The 20,139-nt window shown below is 67.3% G+C and carries 20 protein-coding genes; 11 read left to right on the top strand and 9 right to left on the bottom strand.

Annotated features, from left to right (window positions below; all coding sequences use genetic code 11):
- Nucleotides 1-136 precede the first annotated feature (136 nt).
- From E8F11_RS09875 to E8F11_RS09855, 5 genes are all read left to right on the top strand, one after another.
- Entirely contained in the window at nt 137-1,054 is a 918-nt protein-coding gene (locus E8F11_RS09875) for a MoxR family ATPase (RefSeq protein WP_280288665.1), read from the top strand.
- Nucleotides 1,054-2,001, top strand: coding sequence for a DUF58 domain-containing protein (locus tag E8F11_RS09870; protein ID WP_280288664.1), 948 nt, complete (start codon nt 1,054-1,056; stop codon nt 1,999-2,001). The genes E8F11_RS09875 and E8F11_RS09870 overlap by 1 nt, the downstream gene beginning before the upstream one ends.
- The gene (locus E8F11_RS09865) at nt 1,998-3,983 is read left to right on the top strand and encodes a DUF3488 and transglutaminase-like domain-containing protein (RefSeq protein ID WP_280288663.1); all 1,986 of its coding nucleotides are present in this window, start codon (nt 1,998-2,000) and stop codon (nt 3,981-3,983) included. The genes E8F11_RS09870 and E8F11_RS09865 overlap by 4 nt, the downstream gene beginning before the upstream one ends.
- A 55-nt stretch (nt 3,984-4,038) precedes the next feature.
- On the top strand, nt 4,039-4,800 hold the full coding sequence (locus E8F11_RS09860; protein ID WP_280288662.1) for a CHAD domain-containing protein: 762 nt from the start codon (nt 4,039-4,041) through the stop codon (nt 4,798-4,800).
- A 118-nt stretch (nt 4,801-4,918) separates the two neighbouring features.
- Nucleotides 4,919-5,716: a thioesterase family protein gene (locus tag E8F11_RS09855; RefSeq protein WP_280288661.1), complete on the top strand. Its 798-nt coding sequence runs from the start codon at nt 4,919-4,921 to the stop codon at nt 5,714-5,716.
- 140 nt (nt 5,717-5,856) lie between these two features.
- Here the strand turns inward: E8F11_RS09855 and E8F11_RS09850 are convergent, their stop codons facing one another.
- The 3 genes from E8F11_RS09850 to E8F11_RS09840 all read right to left on the bottom strand — a co-directional run bounded on the left by E8F11_RS09850 (nt 5,857) and on the right by E8F11_RS09840 (nt 8,694).
- Nucleotides 5,857-6,213 carry an Mpo1-like protein gene (locus E8F11_RS09850; RefSeq protein ID WP_280288660.1) on the bottom strand — a complete coding sequence of 119 codons (357 nt, stop codon included), beginning with the start codon at nt 6,211-6,213 and terminating at the stop codon, nt 5,857-5,859.
- 85 nt (nt 6,214-6,298) lie between these two features.
- On the bottom strand, nt 6,299-7,780 hold the full coding sequence (locus E8F11_RS09845) for a methyl-accepting chemotaxis protein (protein WP_280288659.1): 1,482 nt from the start codon (nt 7,778-7,780) through the stop codon (nt 6,299-6,301).
- Nucleotides 7,781-7,887: 107 nt separating this feature from the next.
- Nucleotides 7,888-8,694: a TatD family hydrolase gene (locus E8F11_RS09840; RefSeq protein WP_280288658.1), complete on the bottom strand. Its 807-nt coding sequence runs from the start codon at nt 8,692-8,694 to the stop codon at nt 7,888-7,890.
- 225 nt (nt 8,695-8,919) lie between these two features.
- Here E8F11_RS09840 and E8F11_RS09835 point away from each other — a divergent pair, with 225 nt between their 5' ends.
- Both E8F11_RS09835 and E8F11_RS09830 read left to right on the top strand, forming a co-directional pair.
- On the top strand, nt 8,920-10,338 hold the full coding sequence (locus E8F11_RS09835; protein WP_280288657.1) for a transglycosylase SLT domain-containing protein: 1,419 nt from the start codon (nt 8,920-8,922) through the stop codon (nt 10,336-10,338).
- Nucleotides 10,339-10,439: 101 nt separating this feature from the next.
- Nucleotides 10,440-10,874 carry a DoxX family protein gene (locus tag E8F11_RS09830; RefSeq protein ID WP_280288656.1) on the top strand — a complete coding sequence of 145 codons (435 nt, stop codon included), beginning with the start codon at nt 10,440-10,442 and terminating at the stop codon, nt 10,872-10,874.
- A 45-nt stretch (nt 10,875-10,919) separates the two neighbouring features.
- Here the strand turns inward: E8F11_RS09830 and E8F11_RS09825 are convergent, their stop codons facing one another.
- The 3 genes from E8F11_RS09825 to thpR all read right to left on the bottom strand — a co-directional run bounded on the left by E8F11_RS09825 (nt 10,920) and on the right by thpR (nt 13,696).
- Nucleotides 10,920-11,951, bottom strand: a complete 1,032-nt coding sequence (locus tag E8F11_RS09825; RefSeq protein WP_280288655.1) for a lipase secretion chaperone — start codon at nt 11,949-11,951, stop codon at nt 10,920-10,922.
- Between the two features lie 55 nt (nt 11,952-12,006).
- Entirely contained in the window at nt 12,007-12,954 is a 948-nt protein-coding gene (locus E8F11_RS09820; RefSeq protein WP_280288654.1) for a triacylglycerol lipase, read from the bottom strand.
- A 211-nt stretch (nt 12,955-13,165) separates the two neighbouring features.
- Nucleotides 13,166-13,696, bottom strand: coding sequence for an RNA 2',3'-cyclic phosphodiesterase (gene thpR, locus E8F11_RS09815; protein ID WP_280288653.1), 531 nt, complete (start codon nt 13,694-13,696; stop codon nt 13,166-13,168).
- A 199-nt stretch (nt 13,697-13,895) separates the two neighbouring features.
- Between thpR and E8F11_RS09810 the strand changes: the two genes are divergently transcribed.
- Nucleotides 13,896-14,204 (top strand): class I SAM-dependent methyltransferase, encoded by a 309-nt coding sequence (locus E8F11_RS09810; protein WP_280288652.1) that lies wholly within the window; start codon nt 13,896-13,898, stop codon nt 14,202-14,204.
- 22 nt (nt 14,205-14,226) lie between these two features.
- Here the strand turns inward: E8F11_RS09810 and greB are convergent, their stop codons facing one another.
- From greB to E8F11_RS09795, 3 genes are read right to left on the bottom strand one after another with little or no spacing between them, the layout of a single operon-like run.
- The gene (greB, locus tag E8F11_RS09805) at nt 14,227-14,724 is read right to left on the bottom strand and encodes a transcription elongation factor GreB (RefSeq protein ID WP_280288651.1); all 498 of its coding nucleotides are present in this window, start codon (nt 14,722-14,724) and stop codon (nt 14,227-14,229) included.
- A gap of 34 nt (nt 14,725-14,758) precedes the next feature.
- Nucleotides 14,759-17,263: an FtsX-like permease family protein gene (locus E8F11_RS09800; RefSeq protein ID WP_280288650.1), complete on the bottom strand. Its 2,505-nt coding sequence runs from the start codon at nt 17,261-17,263 to the stop codon at nt 14,759-14,761.
- On the bottom strand, nt 17,263-17,946 hold the full coding sequence (locus E8F11_RS09795) for an ABC transporter ATP-binding protein (protein ID WP_280288649.1): 684 nt from the start codon (nt 17,944-17,946) through the stop codon (nt 17,263-17,265). The genes E8F11_RS09800 and E8F11_RS09795 overlap by 1 nt, the downstream gene beginning before the upstream one ends.
- Nucleotides 17,947-17,956: 10 nt before the next feature.
- Between E8F11_RS09795 and E8F11_RS09790 the strand changes: the two genes are divergently transcribed.
- The 3 genes from E8F11_RS09790 (at nt 17,957) to E8F11_RS09780 (ending at nt 19,936) form a co-directional block, all read left to right on the top strand.
- Nucleotides 17,957-18,562 carry an arylesterase gene (locus tag E8F11_RS09790; RefSeq protein ID WP_280288648.1) on the top strand — a complete coding sequence of 202 codons (606 nt, stop codon included), beginning with the start codon at nt 17,957-17,959 and terminating at the stop codon, nt 18,560-18,562.
- 56 nt (nt 18,563-18,618) lie between these two features.
- Nucleotides 18,619-18,900: a hypothetical protein gene (locus tag E8F11_RS09785; protein WP_280288647.1), complete on the top strand. Its 282-nt coding sequence runs from the start codon at nt 18,619-18,621 to the stop codon at nt 18,898-18,900.
- Between the two features lie 73 nt (nt 18,901-18,973).
- Nucleotides 18,974-19,936, top strand: a complete 963-nt coding sequence (locus E8F11_RS09780; RefSeq protein WP_280288646.1) for a L,D-transpeptidase family protein — start codon at nt 18,974-18,976, stop codon at nt 19,934-19,936.
- Nucleotides 19,937-20,139: the final 203 nt, after the last annotated feature.

Genomic DNA, 20,139 nt, shown 5'->3' with positions numbered 1-20,139 from the left:
TCTTTACCGCGCGGAGCAGTCCTACGATTTCTCCGCCCTAGGACCTGTCCCACAGTTTTCATAAGTAAAGTTTGCCGGGCGCTATGCCATTGCCCGGCCGGCCAGTAGCATCGGCGCATTGCACAGGGAGCGACGAATGCGAACCAAACTGGATGCCTGCCTGCACGCCGTGAACCAGGTATTGCTGGGCAAGGAAGCGCAGGTACGCCTGGCCGTGACTTGCCTGCTGGCCCGCGGGCACCTGCTGATCGAAGACCTGCCCGGTATGGGCAAGACCACCCTCGGCCATGCCCTGGCCAAGGTGCTGGGCCTGAGCTTCCAGCGCATCCAGTTCACCTCCGACCTATTGCCTGGGGACATTCTCGGCACCTCGGTGTTCGACAAGAACAGCAGCCAGTTCGTCTTCCACCCCGGCCCGGTATTCGCCGAGCTGGTGCTGGCCGACGAGATCAACCGCGCCACGCCCAAGAGCCAGAGCGCGCTGCTGGAAGCCATGGAAGAGGGCCAGGTGACCATCGAAGGCGCGACTCGCCCGCTGCCCGAGCCCTTCTTCGTCATCGCCACCCAGAACCCGGTCAGCCAGGGCGGCACCTTCGCGCTGCCCGAGTCCCAGCTGGATCGCTTCCTCATGCGCCTGTCCCTCGGCTATCCGGCGCGGGCCGCAGAGAAGGCGCTACTCCAGGGCGAGGCGCGTCGCGAGCTGCTGCCGCGCCTGGAGCCTGTCTTCAGCCACGCTGAACTCGGCCTGATCCAGGCCGAGGTGCCCAAGGTGGTCGCCAGGGATGCCCTGGTGGACTACGTGCTGCGCCTGGTGGACGCCACGCGCAGCCAGCCGCAGTTCGCCTGGGGCCTGTCACCGCGTGCCAGCCTGGCATTGCTCTCGGCCGCTCGCGCCTGGGCCCTGTTGGCCGGTCGCGACTACGTGATCCCGGAGGACGTCCAGGCCGTGCTGCCTTCGGTAGTCGGCCACCGCTTGCGCGAGCGCGCCGACCCGTCCGGCCATGGCGGCGGGGCGCTGGTGCAGTGGCTGCTGCGCGAAGTGCCGGCGCTCTGATGCTGGAGGTCCAGGTCGACCGCTGGCTAGCCAGGCGCATTCCGCCGGCCAGCCAGGTGCGCCTCGACCAGCGGCGGATCTTCATCCTGCCGACCCGCGCCGGTGTCGCCTTCGGCGTGGCGCTGGTGCCCATGCTGCTGGTGGCCATCAACTACCAGAACAGCCTGGCCTACGCGCTGACGTTTCTGCTGCTGTCGGTGTTCCTGGTGGCCATCCTGCACACCTTCCGCAACCTGTCCGGATTGAACCTGAAGGCGGCAGGCGGCGCGCCGGTGTTCCTCGGCGAGCAGGCGCATTTCCACGTCACATTGGAAAGTGGCAGGCGCGGGCACCAGGCCGTCGCCCTGGGCTGGCCGCCGCAGGCCCTGCAACTGCTGGACGTGCCGGCCGATGGTGCCTGTTCGGTCGAGCTCCACCTGCCCACCCAGCGCCGTGGCTGGCTGCGACCCAGGCGCTTGCGCGTGGAGAGCCGCTATCCCCTTGGCTTGCTGGTGGCCTGGAGCTGGGTCGACCTGGACCAGGCTCTGCTGGTCTATCCGCGCCCGCGGGCGGGGGACCTGCCGCTGCTGGCCGGGCATGGCGAGGACGACGGTGACGAAGGCCGGCATGTACTCGGTCCCGGGGCCGACGACTACCAGGGGCTGCGCGCCTACCAGCCGGGGGATTCACGCCGGCGCCTGCACTGGAAGGCCTATTCCCGGGGCCAGGGCTTGTTCGTCAAGGATTTCGCCGCACTGGCCGGGCGTGACATCTGGCTCGATCTGGAGCAACTGGATGGCGATCTGGAGCAGCGCCTGGGTCTGCTGTGCCATTGGGTACTGCAGTTTACCTCCCGAGGCCAGCCCTTCGGCCTGCGCCTGGGTGCCCAGCAGCTGGGGCCGGATACCGGCGACGCCCACCGTGAGGGTTGCCTGCGTGCCCTGGCGCTGTTCGGGGAGCCGCGATGAAGAGCGGCCTGCCGATCACCCGGATTGGCCTGACCTGGCTGCTGGTGGCCCAGGTGCTGGTGATACTGCCGCACCTGCCGCATCTGCCGCTGTGGATCATCGCCATGTGGCTGGGCTGCGCCGGCTGGCGCATCCAGATCTTCCGCATGCGCGCGCGGTATCCCGGCGGCCTGGTCAAGGCGGCACTGATCCTGGCCACCGCCCTGGGGGTGTTCCTCTCCCGCGGCAGCCTGGTGGGCCTGGATGCCGCCGTGGTGCTGCTGGTGGCGATATTCATCCTCAAGCTGGTGGAGATGCGCAGCCAGCGCGACGCCCTGGTGCTGATCCTGTTGGGCTTCTTCACCCAGGTCACCGCCTACCTGTTCAGCGATGGCATGCTCGCCGCCCTCTACAGCCTGCTGCCCCTCTGCGCGCTGCTCGCGGCCCTGGTGGGGTTGCAGCAGAGCCGCTTCGCCGAGCGCCCGCTGGTGCCGCTGAAGGCCGCCGGCAGTCTGCTGCTGCAAGCGGTGCCGCTGATGCTGCTGCTGTTCCTGTTCTTTCCGCGGCTGGGACCGCTCTGGTCGCTGCCGTTGCCCAATGACAAGGGCGTGACCGGCCTGTCCGACAGCATGAGCCCGGCGGATATCGCCGAACTCAGCCGCTCCGGTGAACTGGCTTTCCGCGCCAGTTTCGACGGCCCGATGCCGCCCGCGAGCCAGCTCTACTGGCGCGCCCTGACCCTGGAGCGCTTCGACGGTCGCCGCTGGTCGCAGTCCATTGGCACCCAGCAGAGCCCGCCGGCGGACTGGCGCAAGGAGGGCGAGCCGCTGCGCTACAGCATCGTCATGCAGCCCAGCGGCAAGTCCTGGCTCTTCGCCCTGGACGTGGCCGAGACGAGCGAGGAGGGCGTGCGGCCCATGGCCGACTTCCGCCTGGACCGGCGCGGCGACATCAACCGCCCGCTGCTCTACCAGGTCACCTCCTGGCCCCAGGCGTTGCGCGAACCCCAGGGCAATCCTGAGTCGCTGCGCCGTGCCCTGCAGCTGCCCCCTGAGGGCGACCCGCGCACCCGCGCCTGGGCGAATGAGCTCAAGCATCGCCATGCCGCCCCGCAGCAACTGGTAGACGCAGTGTTGCAACACTTCAATCGCCAGCCCTACGTCTACACCCTGCGGCCGCCGCCCCTGGGCGCGGACAATATCGATGCCTTTCTCTTCGATACACGCCGTGGCTTTTGCGCTCACTACGCCGGGGCGATGACCTTCGTGCTGCGCGCAGCCGGTATTCCGGCGCGGGTGGTGGCCGGCTACCAGGGCGGCGAGCTGAATCCGGCCGGCAACTACCTGCTGGTGCACCAGTTCGACGCCCATGCCTGGGTAGAGTATTGGCGCCCGGGGCGAGGCTGGGTCAGTGTCGACCCCACTTTCCAGGTGGCGCCCAACCGTATCGAGCGCGGCCTGGAAGATGCCCTGGCCAGTGAACGGAGCTTCCTCGAGGGTTCGCCGCTGTCGCCCCTGCGCTTCCGCCAGTTGGCCTGGTTGAACCAGATGCGGCTGGCCTGGGACGAACTCAACTACGGTTGGCAGCGCTGGGTGCTCGGCTATCAGGGCGAGGTACAGGTGCAGCTGGTGCGGCGCTGGTTCGGTGCGATCGACAGCCGGTTGCTCGGCGTCGGCCTGGTGGCGGCCGGCGCAGTGCTGCTCGCCGTCCTGGCACTCTTCCTGTTCGCGCCCTGGCGGCGCGAGCGCGATCCCCAGCTGCGCCAGTTCCAGGCCTTCGAACGCTTGCTGGCGCGCCATGGCCTGCTACGCGGCCGAGGCGAAGGGCCGCGCGCCTTCGCCGAGCGCGCCTGTCGCGAGCTGCCGCAACAGGCGGCGCAAATCCGCGCCTTCCTGATCGCCTTCGAGGCCAGTCGTTACGCCGGCCAGCAGACGGTCGACGCCGCCGGTCCGCTGCGCGCCTTGCGCAAGGCATTGCCTTGGCACCTGCGGGCCCTGCATTGATGATCCATGCTTGAATAACGCCGCCCACGTCCCCTGATGTCTGGAGAGTCTGAAGATGGCCAGATTGCTGGACGACCTGATCGCTCAGGTCATTGGTCTCGAAGTGCGCCTGCACGCCTGCGTCGAACGTCTGGACGCCGGTACCGATGACGAGGCCCTGCATGACCTGCGGGTAGCGACGCGGCGCCTGCGCAGCCTGCTGCGGCCACTGCGCGGTATGCCCGTGGCGGACGTGCTGAGGCAGGCCGCCGCCGACCTGGCCACCCTGAGCGGGCCGCTGCGCGATCTGGAAGTGCTGATCATCGAATTGCGCAGCCACGGCCTGGATCGCCTGACTGTGGATCGCGAAAAGGCGCGACACCTCGGCTATGCCCGGTTCCTCCTGGCGCCGGAGCTGCTGCGACTGTTCCAGGTGCTGGAGGCCTGGCCGCACCTGATGCGGGTGTCCCACCGCGAAGGGCTGTTGAAGGGGCTGCGCCAACGAGTCGACAAGTCCCTGGCAAAGAACCGCAGCAGCCTGGAACAGGCGCTGCGCGATCCGGCCCATGATCGTCATCGCCTGCGCCTGCTGATCAAACGCATGCGTTACAGCCTGGAAGCCTACCCGGGCTTCATCGAACTGCCGCCCAAGGCCCTGCTCTTGCTGGTGGGGGCGCAATCGGCCCTGGGCAAATGGCACGACAACTTCCAGTGGCTGGCGCGCGCCAAGCACGAAGTGGACCTGCGCCCGCGCGTGCGCGGCTGGCAAGTGGCGCTGCACGCCGCCGAGGTGCGCTCGGACCGGGTGCTGGAGAAGTTGCTGCGACGCCTGTCCTGAATGCCGGCTTGGCCGTTCTCCCCTCCGCCTTGGCGCTGCAGTGCTGCCCTGCGGCTTTCGAGTGGCCGGGGCAATATCCTAAGATCGCCGGCTGAGCGTTTGACTACAGGGAATCCAGATGAACTTTTCCGAGATGATCCAGGCGGCACGCAGCAACCCCACTGAACTGGCGGTGCCGTCTACCTGGGGCCAGGGGCGAGCGGTGTTCGGCGGTGTGGTGGCGGCGCTGGCCTTCGAGGCCATGCGTGCCAAGGTGGAGCCGGGCAGGCCGGTGCGGTCCCTGGCAACCACCTTCGTCGGGCCACTGGAGCCGGAAGTGCCGGCCAGCTTCGAGGCCGAGCTGCTGCGCGAGGGCAAGGCGGTGAGCCAGGTATTCTGCCGGGTGGTGCAGAAGGGGCAGACGGTGGCACTGGTGCAGGGCAGCTTCGGTGGCTCGCGTCAGTCGGTCGTGCAGATGCAGGCCGAACCCGCACCGGAAATGAAGGCGCCCGAGGACTGCTTTGAGTTGCCCTTCATCCAGGGCGTGACCCCGGAATTCACCCGCCACCTGGCCATGCGCTGGAGCATCGGTGGCCTGCCGTTCTCCAATAGCCGCGAGCGCGACATGGGCGGCTGGGTGCGCTTCCGTGGCGCGGTGGCGCGGGAGCCGCTGACCGAGGCCCATCTGCTGGCCCTGGTGGACGCCTGGCCACCGGCAACCGTGCCGCACCTGCCTGCGCCCGCGCCGGGCAGCACGCTGACCTGGACCATCGAATTCGTCCAGCCGCTGGCGCAGCTGGATACCCATGACTGGTGCAAGTACCGCGCGCGCATCGAGCACGCCCGTGACGGTTACGGCCATGCCGCGGCGGCCCTGTGGACGCCCACCGGCGAACTGGTGGCCTTGAGCCGGCAGACGGTGGTGGTGTTCGGCTGATCCGGGCCGCGGATCGAGAAGCTGTTCGTAGGATGTGGTTGAGCGGAGCGATACCCATCAGCAATGGTCGATGGGTATCGCAAGCTCGCGGAACGCCGCCCGACCCATCTACGGACTGCGCCCACATAGGATGAATACCCTCAACGCTTCTTGCGCCAGTTGCGCCACCAGCGGCCGCTGAGCAGGAAGCGCGGGAAGGTGATGAACTGCTCCACCAGCAGCCGGCCGATGGCGTCCTTGGGGTCGCTGAAGGGTTCCGGTTGCACGGCTTCGAGCTTGTGGCCGCGGCCCTGCAGGGCCAGGGAGGCGACTATGCCGATCACCCCCAGGACCAGTGGCCGGAAGCTGAGGCTGAACAGGCCGTAGACCAGGGTCAACGCCGCCACGATGAACAGTGGTACGGCGACCACGTGCAGGATCAGGTTGGTCGGGTGCTGGTGATTGTCGGCGTAGGTACGCCATTGCCAGGCGTGCAGGTTGGGAAGTCGTTTGCCCATGGTCAGCTCCTTCAGGGTATGGCCGCAGTCTAGTCCGGCCCTTGCGGGCCGGCGAATGGGATGTCCCTATCGAGCGGATAGCCTGCTAGGCGCGCAGCCTGAGCTGGCGGATGGCCTGGGACAGCTCGCTGGCCAGGCCCGCCAGTTCGCTGCTGGTGGCGGCGGACTCCACCGTCTGGCTGACGGTCAGTTCGGTGACATCGCGAATCCCGACCACGGCGCGGGTCATCTCTTCGGCCACCTGGCTCTGTTGCTCGGCGGCCACGGCGATCTGGGTATTGCTCTCGCGCATCTGCGCCACCGCGCCGGTGATGGCTGCGAGGGCCGCGCCGGCCTCATGGGCCGCCTGCACGCAGTCGTCGGCCTTGAGCGAGCTTTCCCGCATGAACTCCACCGCATCACGGGTGCCGGACTGGAGCGCGTTGATCATGTTGGTGATCTCGTCGGTGGAGTCCTGTACCCGCCTGGCCAGATTGCGGACTTCGTCCGCCACCACGGCGAAGCCCCGGCCCATCTCGCCGGCACGGGCAGCCTCGATGGCGGCGTTGAGCGCCAGCAGGTTGGTCTGCTCGGCAATGCCGTGGATGACGTTGACCACGCCGCTGATCTTCCGGCTGTCCTCGGCCAGGCGCTGGATCATCTCGGCGGTCTGCTGCACGCCGGAGGAGAGCCCGGCGATGGACTGCTCGACGCGCTCCACCACCAACTGCCCGGCACCGGCCAGCTTGTCGGCGTTCTGCGACTGGTCGCGGGTATCCGCGGCGTGCTGGGCGATGTGGTGGACGGTGGCCGACATCTCGTTGATGGCGGTGGCGGCCTGGTCGGTTTCGCTCTGCTGGCCGAGCATGCCCTGGCGCACTTCGCCCATGCTGCCGGCGAGCCGGGCGGCGCCTTCGTCGAGGCGGGCGACGGCCTGGGCCACTGTGCCGACCACACGCTGGTAGCCGCCCTGCATGGCGTTGAAGGCGCTGGCCATCTGGCCCACTTCGTCGCGGCTGTCCAGCGGCACGCGGGCGGAGAGGTCGCCGCTGCGTTCGACGTGGAGCATCACGTCCTTGAGGGTGTTGAGGTGGCTGAGCAGGAAGCGGATCAGCAGCTGCGAGGCCGCCAGCAGGGCGACCATCAGCAGGAACACCGAAACCGCGTACTCGAAGGCGCGCTCGCCAAGCAGCTGGATCAGGCTCGGGCTGCTGGCCAGCATGGCGACGCGCTCACCGTTGCCACGGTCGAGCACCTGGGCGCCGATCAGCGGGTCGCTGCCGAACAGGCTGTCGTGGGCCAGGTCCACCCAGCCACTGGCCTTCGCCAGGGCCTGTCCGCCGGGCAATTGCGCCGCGCCGCCATCGTCGAGGGCAATGATTTTCAGTGAGGGGGGCAGGGGCTGGTCGGCGGGCCAGAGGCGGAGCAACTGCGCCTGGGCCTCGGCGGCGCTGCGGGCGCCTTCGGCGCGCCCCTGCTGCTCCAGATAAAGCGCGTGCAGGACCAGCAGGAGGGTGGTGAAGAAGGCCACCGCGTTGACGGCCCAGAACTTGTACTTCAGTGAGACATCGCGAATCCAGGTGCCCATGATGTTCTTCTTGTGTGCTCGATCGGTATTGGCAAGGTGCCAGTATTTTCTGACGGCAATTTCCGGCAGAACTTGATCCGAATCAAGGGGGCGCTGGGTTGCCCGGCTCAGTCGATGGCCGGCAGACCGAAGAAGGCGCGGGCGCTGGCGCTGCTGTGCCGGGCCAGGTCTTCCTGGCTTTCTCCACGGTGCAGGGCGACTTCCCGCAGCACTTCGGTGAGGAAGGCCGGTTCGTTGCGACCGTGCTTGGGCTTCGGCTTGAGGCTGCGCGGCAGCAGGTAGGGCGCGTCGCTTTCCAGCATCAGCCGGCCGCGCGGAATGTCGCGCACCAGAGCGTGCAGGTGGGTGCCGCGGCGCTCGTCGCAGATCCACCCGGTGATGCCGATGTGCAGGTCGAGGTCCAGATAGCCGTAGAGCGCGCGTTTCTCGCCGGTGAAGCAGTGCACGACTGCGGCGGGCAGCCGGTCGCGGAACTCCCGCACGATGGCCAGCAGGCGTTCGTCGGCGTCGCGCTCGTGGAGGAACACCGGCTTGCCCAGTTCGGCCGCCAGGGCCAACTGATCTTCCAGGGCCTTTTCCTGCTGCGGTCGCGGCGAGAAATCACGGTTGAAGTCCAGGCCGCATTCGCCCACGGCGCGCACCCGCGCTTCTCCCAACAGGTCACGCAGTTGACGCTGGCTGTCGCTGTTCCAGCCGCTCGCTTCGTGGGGGTGGACGCCGGCGGTGCTGAACAGGCGCTGGCCGGTTTCGTCCAACTGTTCGGCCGCCAGCAGGGCCTTTTCGCTGTCTTCCAGGCTGGTTCCGGTCAGCACCAGTTGGCAGACGCCTGCAGCATAGGCGCGCTCCAGCAGCGCGCGCGGCTCGGCGGCGAGGCTGGGGTGAGTCAGATTGACGCCGATGTCGATGAATTGCATGGTGCTACCTCGAGTTGGAGCAGGGCAGCATATCAAAGCTCGAAATAATTCAATAAAACCAATAATTACAGGAACTTGGCGGCACATGTTGAAGTCGATACCGCGCTTTGACTGGCATCACGTGCGCAGCTGTGACACTCTCCGTGCCCCTCGCTCGCCAGCCAAGGCTTCGCGGCGCGGCAGTTTCATGCCTGCGCTGACGCCCGGCCAGTTCCTGGAGAACCGATGACGCGACCGCTGCTGTTCCTGCTCTGCCTGCTGGCGCTGCTGCCGTATTCGGCCCGCGCGCGCCTGGCGGCTCCGCCGGAAGCCTGGCAGCGGCCGGCGGAAGCCCGCGACCTGGCGCAGATCCGCCGTAGCGGCGTGCTCAAGGTGCTGGTGAACCAGAGCCGCAACAGTTCTGGGGAGATCAAGGGAGAGTCGGTCGGGGTCGAGTACCACCGGATCCGTGCCTTCGAGCAGTACCTCAACCGCAATGCCCGCGACGGGCGTGAAATCAGGCTGAAGATAGTTCCCAAGGCCAAGGACCAGTTGCTGGTCGCGTTGCAGCGCGGCGAAGGCGACCTGGTGGCGCCTGGCGAACTGGTCAGCCAGGGCGGAGGAAATGTCAGCGCCAGCGCCCCCCTGCGCAATGACGTGCCGCTGCTCCTGGTCAGCCGCCACGGGCAGCGACGCTACCTGCGCCTGGAGCAGCTCTCCGGCCGCAGCATCGCGTTGCCGGTGGGCAGTGCCGCCGGTGAGGCGCTGCGTCAGGTCAACGAGAAGCTGGCTGCGCGCAAATTGGCGCCCATCGTCATCGAATGGGCCGATCCGTCCCTGGCGGTGGAAGATGTGCTGGAGATGGTCCAGGCCGGCATCTACCCGTTGACGGCGGTGGAGCAACCGATTGCCGAGCGCTGGTCCAAGGTGATGCCCAAACTGCGCCTGGACCGGCACCTGGTGCTGGATCGCCAGGGCGACATGACCTGGTTCGTGCGGCGCGACGCGCCCATGCTGCGGGCCAGCGTCGACCGTTTCATTGCCGGTTACCGGGCGCCGGATGACCAGGATGCCGCCTTCCAGCGGGTCTACCGCCGCCTTTACAAGGTGCACAACCCGCTGGCGCGCCGGGAGCGCCAACGCCTGGAGCGGGTCCGTCCGGTGCTGCAGCGCTATGCCGAGCAACATCGCTTCGACTGGTTGAGCCTGGCCGCGCTGGCCTACAAGGAGTCCAACCTCAACCCCACGGCCAGGGGCGCCAGCGGCGCCACCGGACTGATGCAGATCACCCCCGGCGCGGCACGCAGCGTCGGGGTAGGGAATATCCAGAAGCTCGACAACAATGTGCAGGCCTCGGCCAAATACCTGGCCATGCTGCGCCGCAGCTTCTTCTCCAGCGCCCAGCTCAACGAGCGCGAGCGCATGGCCTTTGTCCTTGCGGCCTACAACCTCGGTCCGCAGCGGGTCCAGGGCATGCGCGCCGAGGCCCGGCGCCGCGGCCTCGATCCCAACCAGTGGTTCTTCCAGGTGGAGCGCATCGCCGCCGAACAGGCCGGGATGGGGGTGGTGAGTTACGTCAGCAGCGTGAACAAGTACTACCTGGCATTCGATCGCGAGCGTTATCTACTGGAGCCCTCGAAAAAGCCGGGTAAGGCGCGCAAATAATCGATTTTGTAGATTATTTTGCTGAGGATTTTGCGGTTTTAATATCGAAAATATCAACTAAACTTTTGCTTATCGACTCCCCCAATACAAGGAACACCTCGATGAGCAACCCGATCAAATTCGTTCTCGCCACCAACGCCGGCTACGGAATTACCCTGCTGCGGATCATCACCGGCCTGACCTTCATGGCCCACGGCTCGCAGAAACTCTTCGGCATGTTCGGCGGCTATGGCCTGGCGGGTACCGGCCAGTGGATGGAAAGCATCGGTCTGGCCCCCGGTTACCTCATGGCCCTGATGGCTGGCAGCGCCGAGTTCTTCGGTGGCCTGGCTCTGGTGATAGGCCTGCTTGTGCGCCCGGCCGCGGCGGCCTTGACCGTGGCCATGGTGGTGGCGGTGTTCAGCGTGCACTGGGCCAACGGCTTCTTCATCCAGGCCAATGGCATCGAATATTCGATGACCCTTGCACTGATCAGCGCCACCCTGCTGATCGAAGGCGCCGGCAAGCTCTCGCTGGACCGCAATATCGCCAGCTGATGCCCTGTTGCCCGAAAGGCCCGCTTCGGCGGGCCTTTTTGCGTTTCAGGGCTTTTGCTTGCGCGCGGCTGCCAGCTCGGCGGCGGCCTGCAGGCGCAAGCGTTCCTGTGGGTTGAACCCTTCCTCTTGCAGACGGCTGATGGTCGCCGCCTTGTCGCTGGCGCTGAGGCCCTGGTTGGCCTCGATCCGGGCCTTTTCCCTGAGGTAGACCTGCAGCCTTTGCTGCCATTGCAGGCGTTGCTGGTCCAGGTTTTCCAGTCGAGTCGTGGCTTCGGCGCCCACCAGTTGCTGGCGCAACTGGCGGATCTGCTCGGGGCCGGCGCCTGAAGCCTGCAGCGCGCTCACCTGGGCCCTGAGTTCGGCCTGGAGCTGGCTTGCGACTGCCGTTTGCAGTTCCTCCGGCAGGGTGCTGCGCAACTGGTCGATGGCAGCGGCTTTTGCGGCCGGGTCCAGGGTGGAGTCGCGCTGGATGGCCAGGCGCTGCAGGGTAAAGGCGTTGTAGGCTTCTTCGTTGGCGAAGAAGGCCTGATGGACTTCGGTACTGAAGATCCGTGCCCGCAACGCCTGTACCGCGGCTTCGCGCTGGCGCAGGGCGGGTAGGTCGGCGAGAAGCGGCAGGTCCCGCTCGAGTTGCACCAGTTGGCGCTTGTAGTCGAGATATTGGTCGAGCAGGGTCAGGGCCTGGTTTTCGGCCGGCGCATCGAGTTGCTCGGTGATATAGCCGCGCAGGCGCTGCACGCTGCTGGCCAGGGGCTCCTCGCCATGGGCGCTGAGGAAGTAGTCGAAGATGCGCCGGATATCCATGCTGACCAGCAGGTTGCCGGCCGCGTCCAGGTGGAAGCTGCCATCCACCCGGGTTCCCGCCAATGAGCTGGGCAGGAATCCTGGCTTGGCGGCTTGGGGTTTGTGGCCGGCCGGGACGAGAAGCCTGTCGGCGGCGACCGGAGCGAGCGCAGTGCTTGCCGGGATCGGCGTAGCGCTGGTCGTGGCCGCCGGCGCCGGCTTGCCCCCTGACTGCAGGAGGATCGCGAGGGCGGCGGCGAAGGCGATGGGCAGAAGCAGCAGGAATCGTTTCACTGGGGCGCTCGGCAGGCGTGAGGGGAGCGGGGCACCGAGGCCCCGCGGGCAGGGCTCAGAGCCCGTCGTTCTTCAGCCGGTTGGCCTGTTGACGATAGACGGTTACCGGGTCGGTTTCGAACAGGCTGGTCAGGCCAAGGGTCTGGTTGACCTCATCCAGGTGGTTCATCCGGTAGTCGTCGCGGATGACCTTGCCCAGGTGCGAGCTGCAGCGTCCCACCAGGCCGTCATTGGCTTCGCCGTTGAAGGGGAGGGAGCTGGCGCCCAGGAAAGCATCGCTGATATCCAGCACGTTGGTCAGCGGGCTGGTGCCGCTCCAGGAGTAGTAGCGCACGCCATTGACCTGGTAGGCGCCCTCACCGCAACTGGTGGTGGGCAGGCCCTGGGGGAAGCGCTCATTGAAGGCCGCGGCACCCTGGCTATTGAGGGACTCCAGGGTTCCGAGCGCGTTCTGCTCCAGTTCGCTGCTGCTGCCGGAAAGGAAGTTGATCAGGGCACCAAGGCCGTTGACGATGCCGGCCAGCACGACTTCTCCGGCGGAACCCGGCGGCACCTGGCGAATGAAGTCGGCGGTGGCCGAGCCCTTGTGCGGGGCCCCGACGCTGGTGGCGGAGGCGACCAGGTCCGGGCGCACGGCGGCCACGTAGCGGATGGTCGGACCGCCATGGCTATGGCCGATCAGGTTGACCTTGGGGCTGCCGCTGATGGCGACTATCTCTTCCACCTGCTCCAGCAGCTCCTCGCCACGGGCTTCGGTGGTGTTCAGCTGGCTGACCTCGGTGACGTAGACGCGCGCGCCGTCCTGACGCAGGGCCGAGGGGATGCCGTACCAGTAGTCGACGCCGAGGATGCTGTCGAAACCGAGCATGCCGTGGGTGAGTACGATCGGGTAGCGGGTCTGGGTATAGCCACTGGAGCCGAACCAGAGGGCCTGGGCCTGCCCGGAGGCGGCGAGCCCGGAAGCAAGGCAGAGGGCGGCGATCAGGGTCTTGTTTTTCTTCATGTGCGCTCTCGTCTGTTGTGCGTAGGAGGGCCTGGCTGCATTCCGTCGCTTGGCCACGCCCGTCCTGGGCGTGCACTACAAGCAGGGCGGAGGGCAGGAACCATGCCATTTTCGGCACATTGGGGATAAGCGCTCTGGACTGGGCTTTTCGCAGATGTTTACACACGTTCACTGAAAGATGCCCGCCAGTTCCCTGTTACGCGGCGAAACGTCAGGATGGGGCCGGAGGCCGCAATGGCCACTGCCCGAGCGCCCGATATCGGGTGCCCTTGATGGTGTTTTCCGAGGCGAAAAGGGTGAATTCGGTGACTGGCCAATCGAAGGTTGGGGTCGGCGCGGCGGGCAGTCTCGGACAGTGCCGAGCCAGGGTCAGGTGCGGCTTGAACGGGCGGCTTTCCAGCTCGTAGCCGGAGGCCAGCAGCCGTTCGCGCAGGTCGCGCTCGAAGTCGCACAGGGCTTGCGGCACCTTGCTTGGCGCCAGGTGCAGTAGGCCGTTCTTCCAGCGCTCCAGGCGATCCAGCTGCAGGGTGAAGCCGACGCGCTCGAGGCCGTTGGCCAGCGCCTCCAGCGCTTCCACTTGTCCACGAGGCTGGGAACCGAGGAAGGCGATGGTCATGTGCAGGTTTTCGGGCGCCACCGGCTTGCCGTCGAGAGGATGCTGGGCGCGCCATTCGGCGATGTCGCGGGCCAGTTGCGGGCAGCAGGGGATGGCGAAGAACAGGCGCAGCGGCGGAGTGCTCATGGGGAGCCTCGCAGGGCGTGGGGGTCGCCTTGACAGTATTGCGCGGGCTTCTCTAGGATGTCGCCCCATGCGCCGATTTAGTCAGCTACTTGCGGGGCGCGGAGGTCTTCAAGGACCTCGAAATACCGCTAAAACGCTGGTTCGGTGTCGCCTCTCACCGCTGCCCAGCGGGACCCCCATGAGGCGGAGACACGACACCATGACCTGTCCCCAACCCCCGCTACGCCTGGCCCCGATCACCAGCGGCCTGGTTCTGCGCAATCCGCGAATCCTGCTCGGCGGCTCCCACCAGCCGACACTCCTGCGTTACCTCGAAGGCTGGCCCAAACGCTGGGACCGTCCGCGCAACTTCCTCATCCAGTTCGTCCGCGATGGCGAGTCGCTGGCCCGGTTCGCCAGGGACAGCTTCGATATGGCGGTGATCCAGGCGCCCTCTGCCGAGGAACTGCCGGCAGTGGTCGGTGAATTGGTGCGGGTCGCCCGGCAGGGGTTGATCACCCTGCGCTGACTCTCGGTCGCAGGCTGGCGATCTACGGATAGTCGATCTCGACGACATACCAGGTCTTCTCCCCGGTGGGGGCGTTCACCCGCACCTCGGCGTCCAGCGCCTTGCCCACCAGGGCGCGGGCCAGAGGAGAGTCGATGCTGATCAGGTTCTGCTTCAGGTCGAATTCGTCCGGCCCGACTATGCGGTAGCGGGCCTGCTCGCCGTCTTCGTCTTCCAGGGTCACCCAGGCACCGAAGTAGACCTTGCCGGGATCGGCCGGGCGCTCGCGCACCACCTTGAGATTCTCCAGCCGCTTGGTGAGGAAGCGCACGCGGCTGTCGATTTCCCGCAGCATCTTCTTGCCGTAGGTGTACTCGGCGTTCTCCGAACGGTCGCCCTGGGCGGCCGCTTCGCTCACCGCCTGAGTAACCTTGGGCCGGCGTACGTGCCACAGCTCGTGGAGTTCGGCGCGCAGGCGAGCTTCGCCCTCCGGGGTGATCAAGGGGGTTCCGGCGGTACGGGGCGGGCGATAGCGGCTCATGACGGTCCTGTGGAAGTTGGGGAGGCCAAGCCTATCAAGCTTCGCGCAGGACCGTCAGCGGGCTGGCGTTGAGCGCGCGACGGGTGCCTATCAACCCGGCGCCGCCCACCAGCAGGGCGCCCACCAGCGGCAACAGCAGCAGCCAGGGATGGGGCTGCCAGTGCAGGTCGAAGGCGAAGCGGTAGAGCAGGGCGCTGACCAGCTCGCAGCCGAGGGCGGCGAGCAGGCCGCTGCAGGCACCGAGCAGGGCGAATTCGGCACGACGGGCGCTCAGCAACAGCCGGCGTTCTGCGCCCAGGGCGCGGAGCAGCGCGCCCTGGCGGATGCGTTCGTCGAGGGTGGACTGGAGCCCGGCGAAGAGCACAGCCAGTCCGGCGGCGAGCACGAACAGCAGGACGAACTCCACCGCCAGGGTGACCTGGGCGAGGATGCTGCGCAGCTGCGCCAGGATCGCTTCGACCTGCAGCAGCGTGACTGCCGGGAAGGCGCGGGACAGTTCCACCAGCTCCCGGTCGTGGCGCGGCGGCAGGTAGAAGCTGGTGAGGTAGGTGACGGGCAGGTCGGCCAGGGTGTCCGGGGCGAAGATCATGTAGAAGTTCGGCTGGAAGCTATCCCAGTCCACCTCACGCAGGCTGGTCACCTGGGCGTCGCGCTGCAGGCCGCCGACACTGAAGCCGAGCTTGTCGCCCAGCTTGAGGCCGAGGCTTTCGGCGAGCTTGGATTCCACCGAGACACCGGGCAGCCCGGATTTCGGCAGGTCGCTCCACCAGTGGCCAGCCACCAGGCGGTTGTCATTTGGCAGCTGGGCCGACCAGGTCAGGCTGAGGTCGCGCTGCACGGCGCGTTCGCCCTGGGAGTCCTTGCTCACCAGTTGCCGCACTGCCTCGCCGTTGATGGTGGTGAGGCGGCCGGGCACCACCGGGTACAGCGGCGTGGGATGGGGCGAAAGACTGGCCAGGCGGCTGGCGAAGGCGTCCTTTTCGGCGGGCAGTACATTCAGGGCGAAATGGTTAGGCGCGTTGTCCGGCAGCTGGTTCTGCCAGGTGTCCAGCAGCTCGCCCCGGAGCAGGGCGATCAGCGCCATGGCCAGGAGGATCAGGCCGAACGCCAGGGATTGCCCGGCCGCCGCCAGGGGGTGGCGCAGCAGTTGGCCGAGGCCCAGGCGCCAGGGCAGTGTGGCGCCGGCAAGGAGCCGGCGCAGTGCCTTGAGGCCGGATAGCAGGAGGCCGCCCAGCAGCAGGGCGGCGATCAGGCCGCCGCCGAGCAGGGCGAGGGTCAGTTTCAGGTCCAGGCTCAGGCGCCACATGATCAGGCCCAGTGCCAGCAGCGCAGCGCCATACACCAGCCAGGCGCTGGGTGGCAGTGGCAGCAGGTCGCGGCGCAACACCCGCAGCGGCGGTACCCGTCCCAGCGCGGCCAGGGGGGGCAGGGCGAAGCCGGCGAGGGCGAGCAGGCCGGTGGCGATGCCAGCGAGCGCCGGCACCAGCCCGCCCGAGGGAATCACCGCGGGCAGCAAGCCGCCCAGCAGCTGGAACAGAATCGTCTGGGCCAGCCAGCCGAGCAGGGCGCCGAGGGCGCTGGCCAGCAGACCCAGTAGCGCCAGTTGCAGGCCGAAGAGCAGCAGGGCTTCGCGGCGGGACAGGCCAAGGCAGCGCAACAGGGCGCTGGCGTCATAGCGGCGGGCGGCGAAGCGTGCGGCGGAGAGGGCCACGGCGACGCCGGCGAGCAGCACCGCGGCAAGGCTGGCCAGGTTCAGGTAGCGTTCGGCGCGGCCCAGCGCGCCGCCGATCTGCCGATTGCCCTGGCGGGCGTCTTCCAGGCGCTGGTTGGCGGCCAGGCCCGGCTCGACCGCGGCGCGGTAGCGGCTGAGGGTTTCGTTCGGTCCGCTCCAGAGCTCGCGGAAGCGCACCCGGCTGCCGGGCTGCACGACTCCCGTGGCCTCCAGGTCGTCCAGGCTCATCAATACCCGCGGGGTCAGGCTGTAGAAGTCGCCAGCGCGGTCCGGCTCGTAGGTCAGTACGCGGGTGAGGCGCAGGGTCTTCTGCCCCACGTCGATGCTGTCGCCGGGTTTCAGCCCCAGGGTGGCGAACAGGCGTGCCTCGGCCCAGGCCTCGCCTGCCTTGGGGCCGCTGCCGGCTTGTTCGTCGCCATAGGGTTGTGCTGCGCTCCTGAGTTCGCCGCGCAGCGGATAGACCCCGTCGGCGGCCTTGACGCTGGCCAGCTGGATGCCGCTGTCGGCGGCGATCACGCTGGAGAACTCCACCGCACGGGCATGCTTGAGGCCAAGGCGCAGACCGCTGTCGACCTGTTCGGCGCTGGCCGGGGAGGAGCCGCTGAGCAACAGGTCGGCGCCGAGGAATTCCGTGGCGCGCAGCAACATGGCGGCATTCAGCCGGGCGCTGAAATAGCCGATGGCGCTGCTGGCGGCGACGGCTACCAGCAGGGAGAAGAACAGCACCCGCAGTTCGCCGCCGTGGGCATCCCGCAGCAGCTGGCGGGCGGCCATGGACAGCAGCCGGATGAAGTGCAGGCGCCGCATCAGGGCTCCACCTGGTCGACCAGCCGGCCGCCCTCGAGGCGGATCAGGCGTCGGCAGCGGTGTGCCAGGCGCTCGTCGTGGGTCACCAGCACCAGGGTGGTGCCGCGCTCCTGGTTGAGCTGGAACAGCAGGTCGCTGATGCGCTCGCCGGTGTGGCTGTCGAGGTTGCCGGTGGGCTCGTCGGCGAAGAGCACGTCGGGCTCGGCGGCGAAGGCGCGGGCAATGGCCACGCGCTGCTGTTCACCGCCGGAGAGCTGGCGCGGGTAATGGCTGAGACGCTGGCCCAGGCCGACCCGGTCGAGCAGGTGGCGCGCGCGGGCGCGGGCGTCCCGATGGCCTTCCAGTTCCAGCGGCAGCATGACGTTCTCCAGGGCGTTGAGGTTGTCGAGCAACTGGAACGACTGGAAGACGAAGCCGACGTGCTCCGCGCGAACCCGTGCGCGCTCGTCTTCGTCGAGGTTGGACAGGCTGCGGCCGGCCAGGCTCACGTCGCCGTTGCTGGGCAGGTCGAGGCCGGCGAGCAGGCCGAGGAGGGTGGATTTGCCTGAGCCCGAGCTGCCGACTATGGCCAGGCTGTCGCCCTTGGCGAGGCTGAAGGAGAGATCGTGAAGGATGGTCAGCTCGCCTTCCGCGCTGGGAACCACTTTGCTAAGGTTCCGCGCATCGAGAATGCTTGCGCTCATGGAGATTCCAATGCGTGCCTGGTTGTTGGGCGGATGCCTGTCCCTGATGCTGCTGGCGCAGCAGGCCATGGCGGGGACCTTGCTGGTCGTCGGCGATAGTATCAGCGCCGCTCTTGGGCTGGAAACCAGCCAGGGCTGGGTCTCGCTGCTGGAAAAACGCCTTGCCGAGAAGGGCTACCAGCAGCGGGTGGTGAACGCCTCCATCAGCGGCGACACCAGTGCTGGCGGGCTTGCCAGGCTTCCCGCCCTGCTCGCCGAACACAAGCCGGAACTGGTGATCATCGAGCTTGGCGGCAACGATGGCCTGCGTGGCCAGCCCCCTGCGCAATTGCAACAGAATCTTGCCGGCATGATCGACAGTGCCCGGGGCCAGGGCGCCACGGTGCTCCTGCTCGGCATGCGCCTGCCGCCCAACTATGGTGCCCGCTACACCACGGCTTTCGCGAATGTCTACAGCGCACTGGCTGCCGAGAAACAGGTGCCACTGGTGCCGTTCTTCCTGGAGGGGGTGGGAGGCGTGCCGGACATGATGCAATCCGATGGCATCCATCCCCAGGCCAAGGCCCAGCCGCGGCTGCTCGACAACCTCTGGCCGACCCTCGAACCCATGCTCTGACGCTTTTCCCAAGGCCCGCTTTCGGCTAATGTTGCGCACCCTCCCTGGAGTCCTCCATGCCGCGCACCGCCTGGTCCCTGTTTGGCTACAAAGTGATAGAGCCCGACGAGCAACTCGACCTGTTCGCTTGCCGCGAAGTGCGCCTGCACCTGGTAGTGCGCCAGCTCGAACTGGGGGGCTTCGCCGACCGGACCCTGTGCGGCGGCCTGCTGCCAGCGCAGCCGCGCTGGAGTAATCTGGAGCAAGGTCTCTTGCGTGACCGACGCTTGTGCTCCAACTGCCGCTCCACCCTGGAGTCCCAGCGCCACGGGCAGCACTCGGTCTGGTCGGAAGCCTGAGGGCTCCCGGCAAAGCTCGCGCCGGTGTAGAATTCCGAGTCTTTTATTCAGTCAATTTGCCAAGGATTCCCGGATGTTGCCGCGCTTTCCAGCCGTCGCCCGCTCCCTGTCATTAGCATCCCTGCTGGTGGCGGGCCCTGTCGCAGCCCTGGAGCTGCCCTTGCCGCCGCCCGGCGAAGACATCGTCGGCCAGGTCCAGGTGATCAAGGCCAACTACGAAGACACCTTCGCCGATATCGGTGTCGCCAATGACCTGGGCTACCTGGAGATGGTCGCCGCCAACCCCGGCGTCGACCCTTGGTTGCCGGGTGCCGGCACCGAGATTATCCTGCCGACCCGCTATATCCTGCCGCCGGGCCCGCGCGAAGGCATCGTGATCAACCTCGCCGAGTACCGCATGTACTACTACCCGAAAGGGCAGAACGTCGTGCATACCTATCCGCTCGGTATCGGCCGTGAAGGCTGGGGTTCGCCCATCGCGGCCACCACCATCACCGCCAAGTTTCCCAATCCGGCCTGGTACCCGCCCAAGTCCATCCGCGAAGAGCACGCCGCCGACGGCGATCCGCTGCCCACCATGGTGCCGCCGGGCCCGGACAACCCGCTCGGTCCGTTCAAGTTCAAGCTGGGCGTGCCGGGCTACCTGATACACGGCTCGAACAAGAAGTTCGGCATCGGCATGCGCGTCAGCCACGGCTGCTTCCGCATGCTCAACAACAACGTGCTGGCGCTGGCGGCCATGGCCCCGGTGGGTACCCCGGTGCACATCATGAACGAGCCCTACAAGTTCGGCGTGAGTGGCGGCAAGGTCTACCTGGAAGCCCACGCGCCACTGGACGATCATGGCGACCCGTCGGTGGTGGACAAGCACACCGCGGTGATCAACGCGCTGCTCAAGCGTGAAGAGCTGGTCAACACCATCCGCCTGGACTGGGACGTGGTGCGTGAAGTGGTTGCCGCCGAAGACGGACTGCCGGTGGAAATCGCCGAGCCCAATTCGGCTGTGGCGGCCAGCACGCCGAACACCGAACTCTAAGCAGCACCGGGTTCCAGGAAAAGCCCGCTGAGCGCCATGCGCCAGCGGGCTTTTCTTTGGTTCTTCACGGATTACCGGGGAATGGGGCTCACGCCGGATTGGTAATCCGGTGTGAGGGGGCTTGGAGTCTTTTCGTTCGGCTCATTGCCGAGTGGGCTTCGAGTCTCGGTTTCGCCCTCCCGGGCGAGTCCCTTTTCCAATCG

Origin of the sequence: Pseudomonas sp. BN417 (genome assembly GCF_029871205.1) — a bacterium.
Lineage (GTDB): Bacteria > Pseudomonadota > Gammaproteobacteria > Pseudomonadales > Pseudomonadaceae > Metapseudomonas.
Note: the sequence above shows the minus strand (reverse complement) of the source record. Positions and strands in the feature narration are given on the sequence as shown.

What these genes read in the sequence shown, in the direction of transcription:
- E8F11_RS09875 (WP_280288665.1), top strand. Translation starts at nt 137, where the DNA reads ATGCGAACCAAACTGGATGCCTGCCTGCACGCCGTGAACCAGGTATTG.
- E8F11_RS09870 (WP_280288664.1), top strand. Translation starts at nt 1,054, where the DNA reads ATGCTGGAGGTCCAGGTCGACCGCTGGCTAGCCAGGCGCATTCCGCCG.
- E8F11_RS09865 (WP_280288663.1), top strand. Translation starts at nt 1,998, where the DNA reads ATGAAGAGCGGCCTGCCGATCACCCGGATTGGCCTGACCTGGCTGCTG.
- E8F11_RS09860 (WP_280288662.1), top strand. Translation starts at nt 4,039, where the DNA reads ATGGCCAGATTGCTGGACGACCTGATCGCTCAGGTCATTGGTCTCGAA.
- E8F11_RS09855 (WP_280288661.1), top strand. Translation starts at nt 4,919, where the DNA reads ATGAACTTTTCCGAGATGATCCAGGCGGCACGCAGCAACCCCACTGAA.
- E8F11_RS09850 (WP_280288660.1), bottom strand. Translation starts at nt 6,213, where the DNA reads ATGGGCAAACGACTTCCCAACCTGCACGCCTGGCAATGGCGTACCTAC.
- E8F11_RS09845 (WP_280288659.1), bottom strand. Translation starts at nt 7,780, where the DNA reads ATGGGCACCTGGATTCGCGATGTCTCACTGAAGTACAAGTTCTGGGCC.
- E8F11_RS09840 (WP_280288658.1), bottom strand. Translation starts at nt 8,694, where the DNA reads ATGCAATTCATCGACATCGGCGTCAATCTGACTCACCCCAGCCTCGCC.
- E8F11_RS09835 (WP_280288657.1), top strand. Translation starts at nt 8,920, where the DNA reads ATGACGCGACCGCTGCTGTTCCTGCTCTGCCTGCTGGCGCTGCTGCCG.
- E8F11_RS09830 (WP_280288656.1), top strand. Translation starts at nt 10,440, where the DNA reads ATGAGCAACCCGATCAAATTCGTTCTCGCCACCAACGCCGGCTACGGA.
- E8F11_RS09820 (WP_280288654.1), bottom strand. Translation starts at nt 12,954, where the DNA reads ATGAAGAAAAACAAGACCCTGATCGCCGCCCTCTGCCTTGCTTCCGGG.
- thpR (WP_280288653.1), bottom strand. Translation starts at nt 13,696, where the DNA reads ATGAGCACTCCGCCGCTGCGCCTGTTCTTCGCCATCCCCTGCTGCCCG.
- E8F11_RS09810 (WP_280288652.1), top strand. Translation starts at nt 13,896, where the DNA reads ATGACCTGTCCCCAACCCCCGCTACGCCTGGCCCCGATCACCAGCGGC.
- greB (WP_280288651.1), bottom strand. Translation starts at nt 14,724, where the DNA reads ATGAGCCGCTATCGCCCGCCCCGTACCGCCGGAACCCCCTTGATCACC.
- E8F11_RS09800 (WP_280288650.1), bottom strand. Translation starts at nt 17,263, where the DNA reads ATGCGGCGCCTGCACTTCATCCGGCTGCTGTCCATGGCCGCCCGCCAG.
- E8F11_RS09795 (WP_280288649.1), bottom strand. Translation starts at nt 17,946, where the DNA reads ATGAGCGCAAGCATTCTCGATGCGCGGAACCTTAGCAAAGTGGTTCCC.
- E8F11_RS09790 (WP_280288648.1), top strand. Translation starts at nt 17,957, where the DNA reads ATGCGTGCCTGGTTGTTGGGCGGATGCCTGTCCCTGATGCTGCTGGCG.
- E8F11_RS09785 (WP_280288647.1), top strand. Translation starts at nt 18,619, where the DNA reads ATGCCGCGCACCGCCTGGTCCCTGTTTGGCTACAAAGTGATAGAGCCC.
- E8F11_RS09780 (WP_280288646.1), top strand. Translation starts at nt 18,974, where the DNA reads ATGTTGCCGCGCTTTCCAGCCGTCGCCCGCTCCCTGTCATTAGCATCC.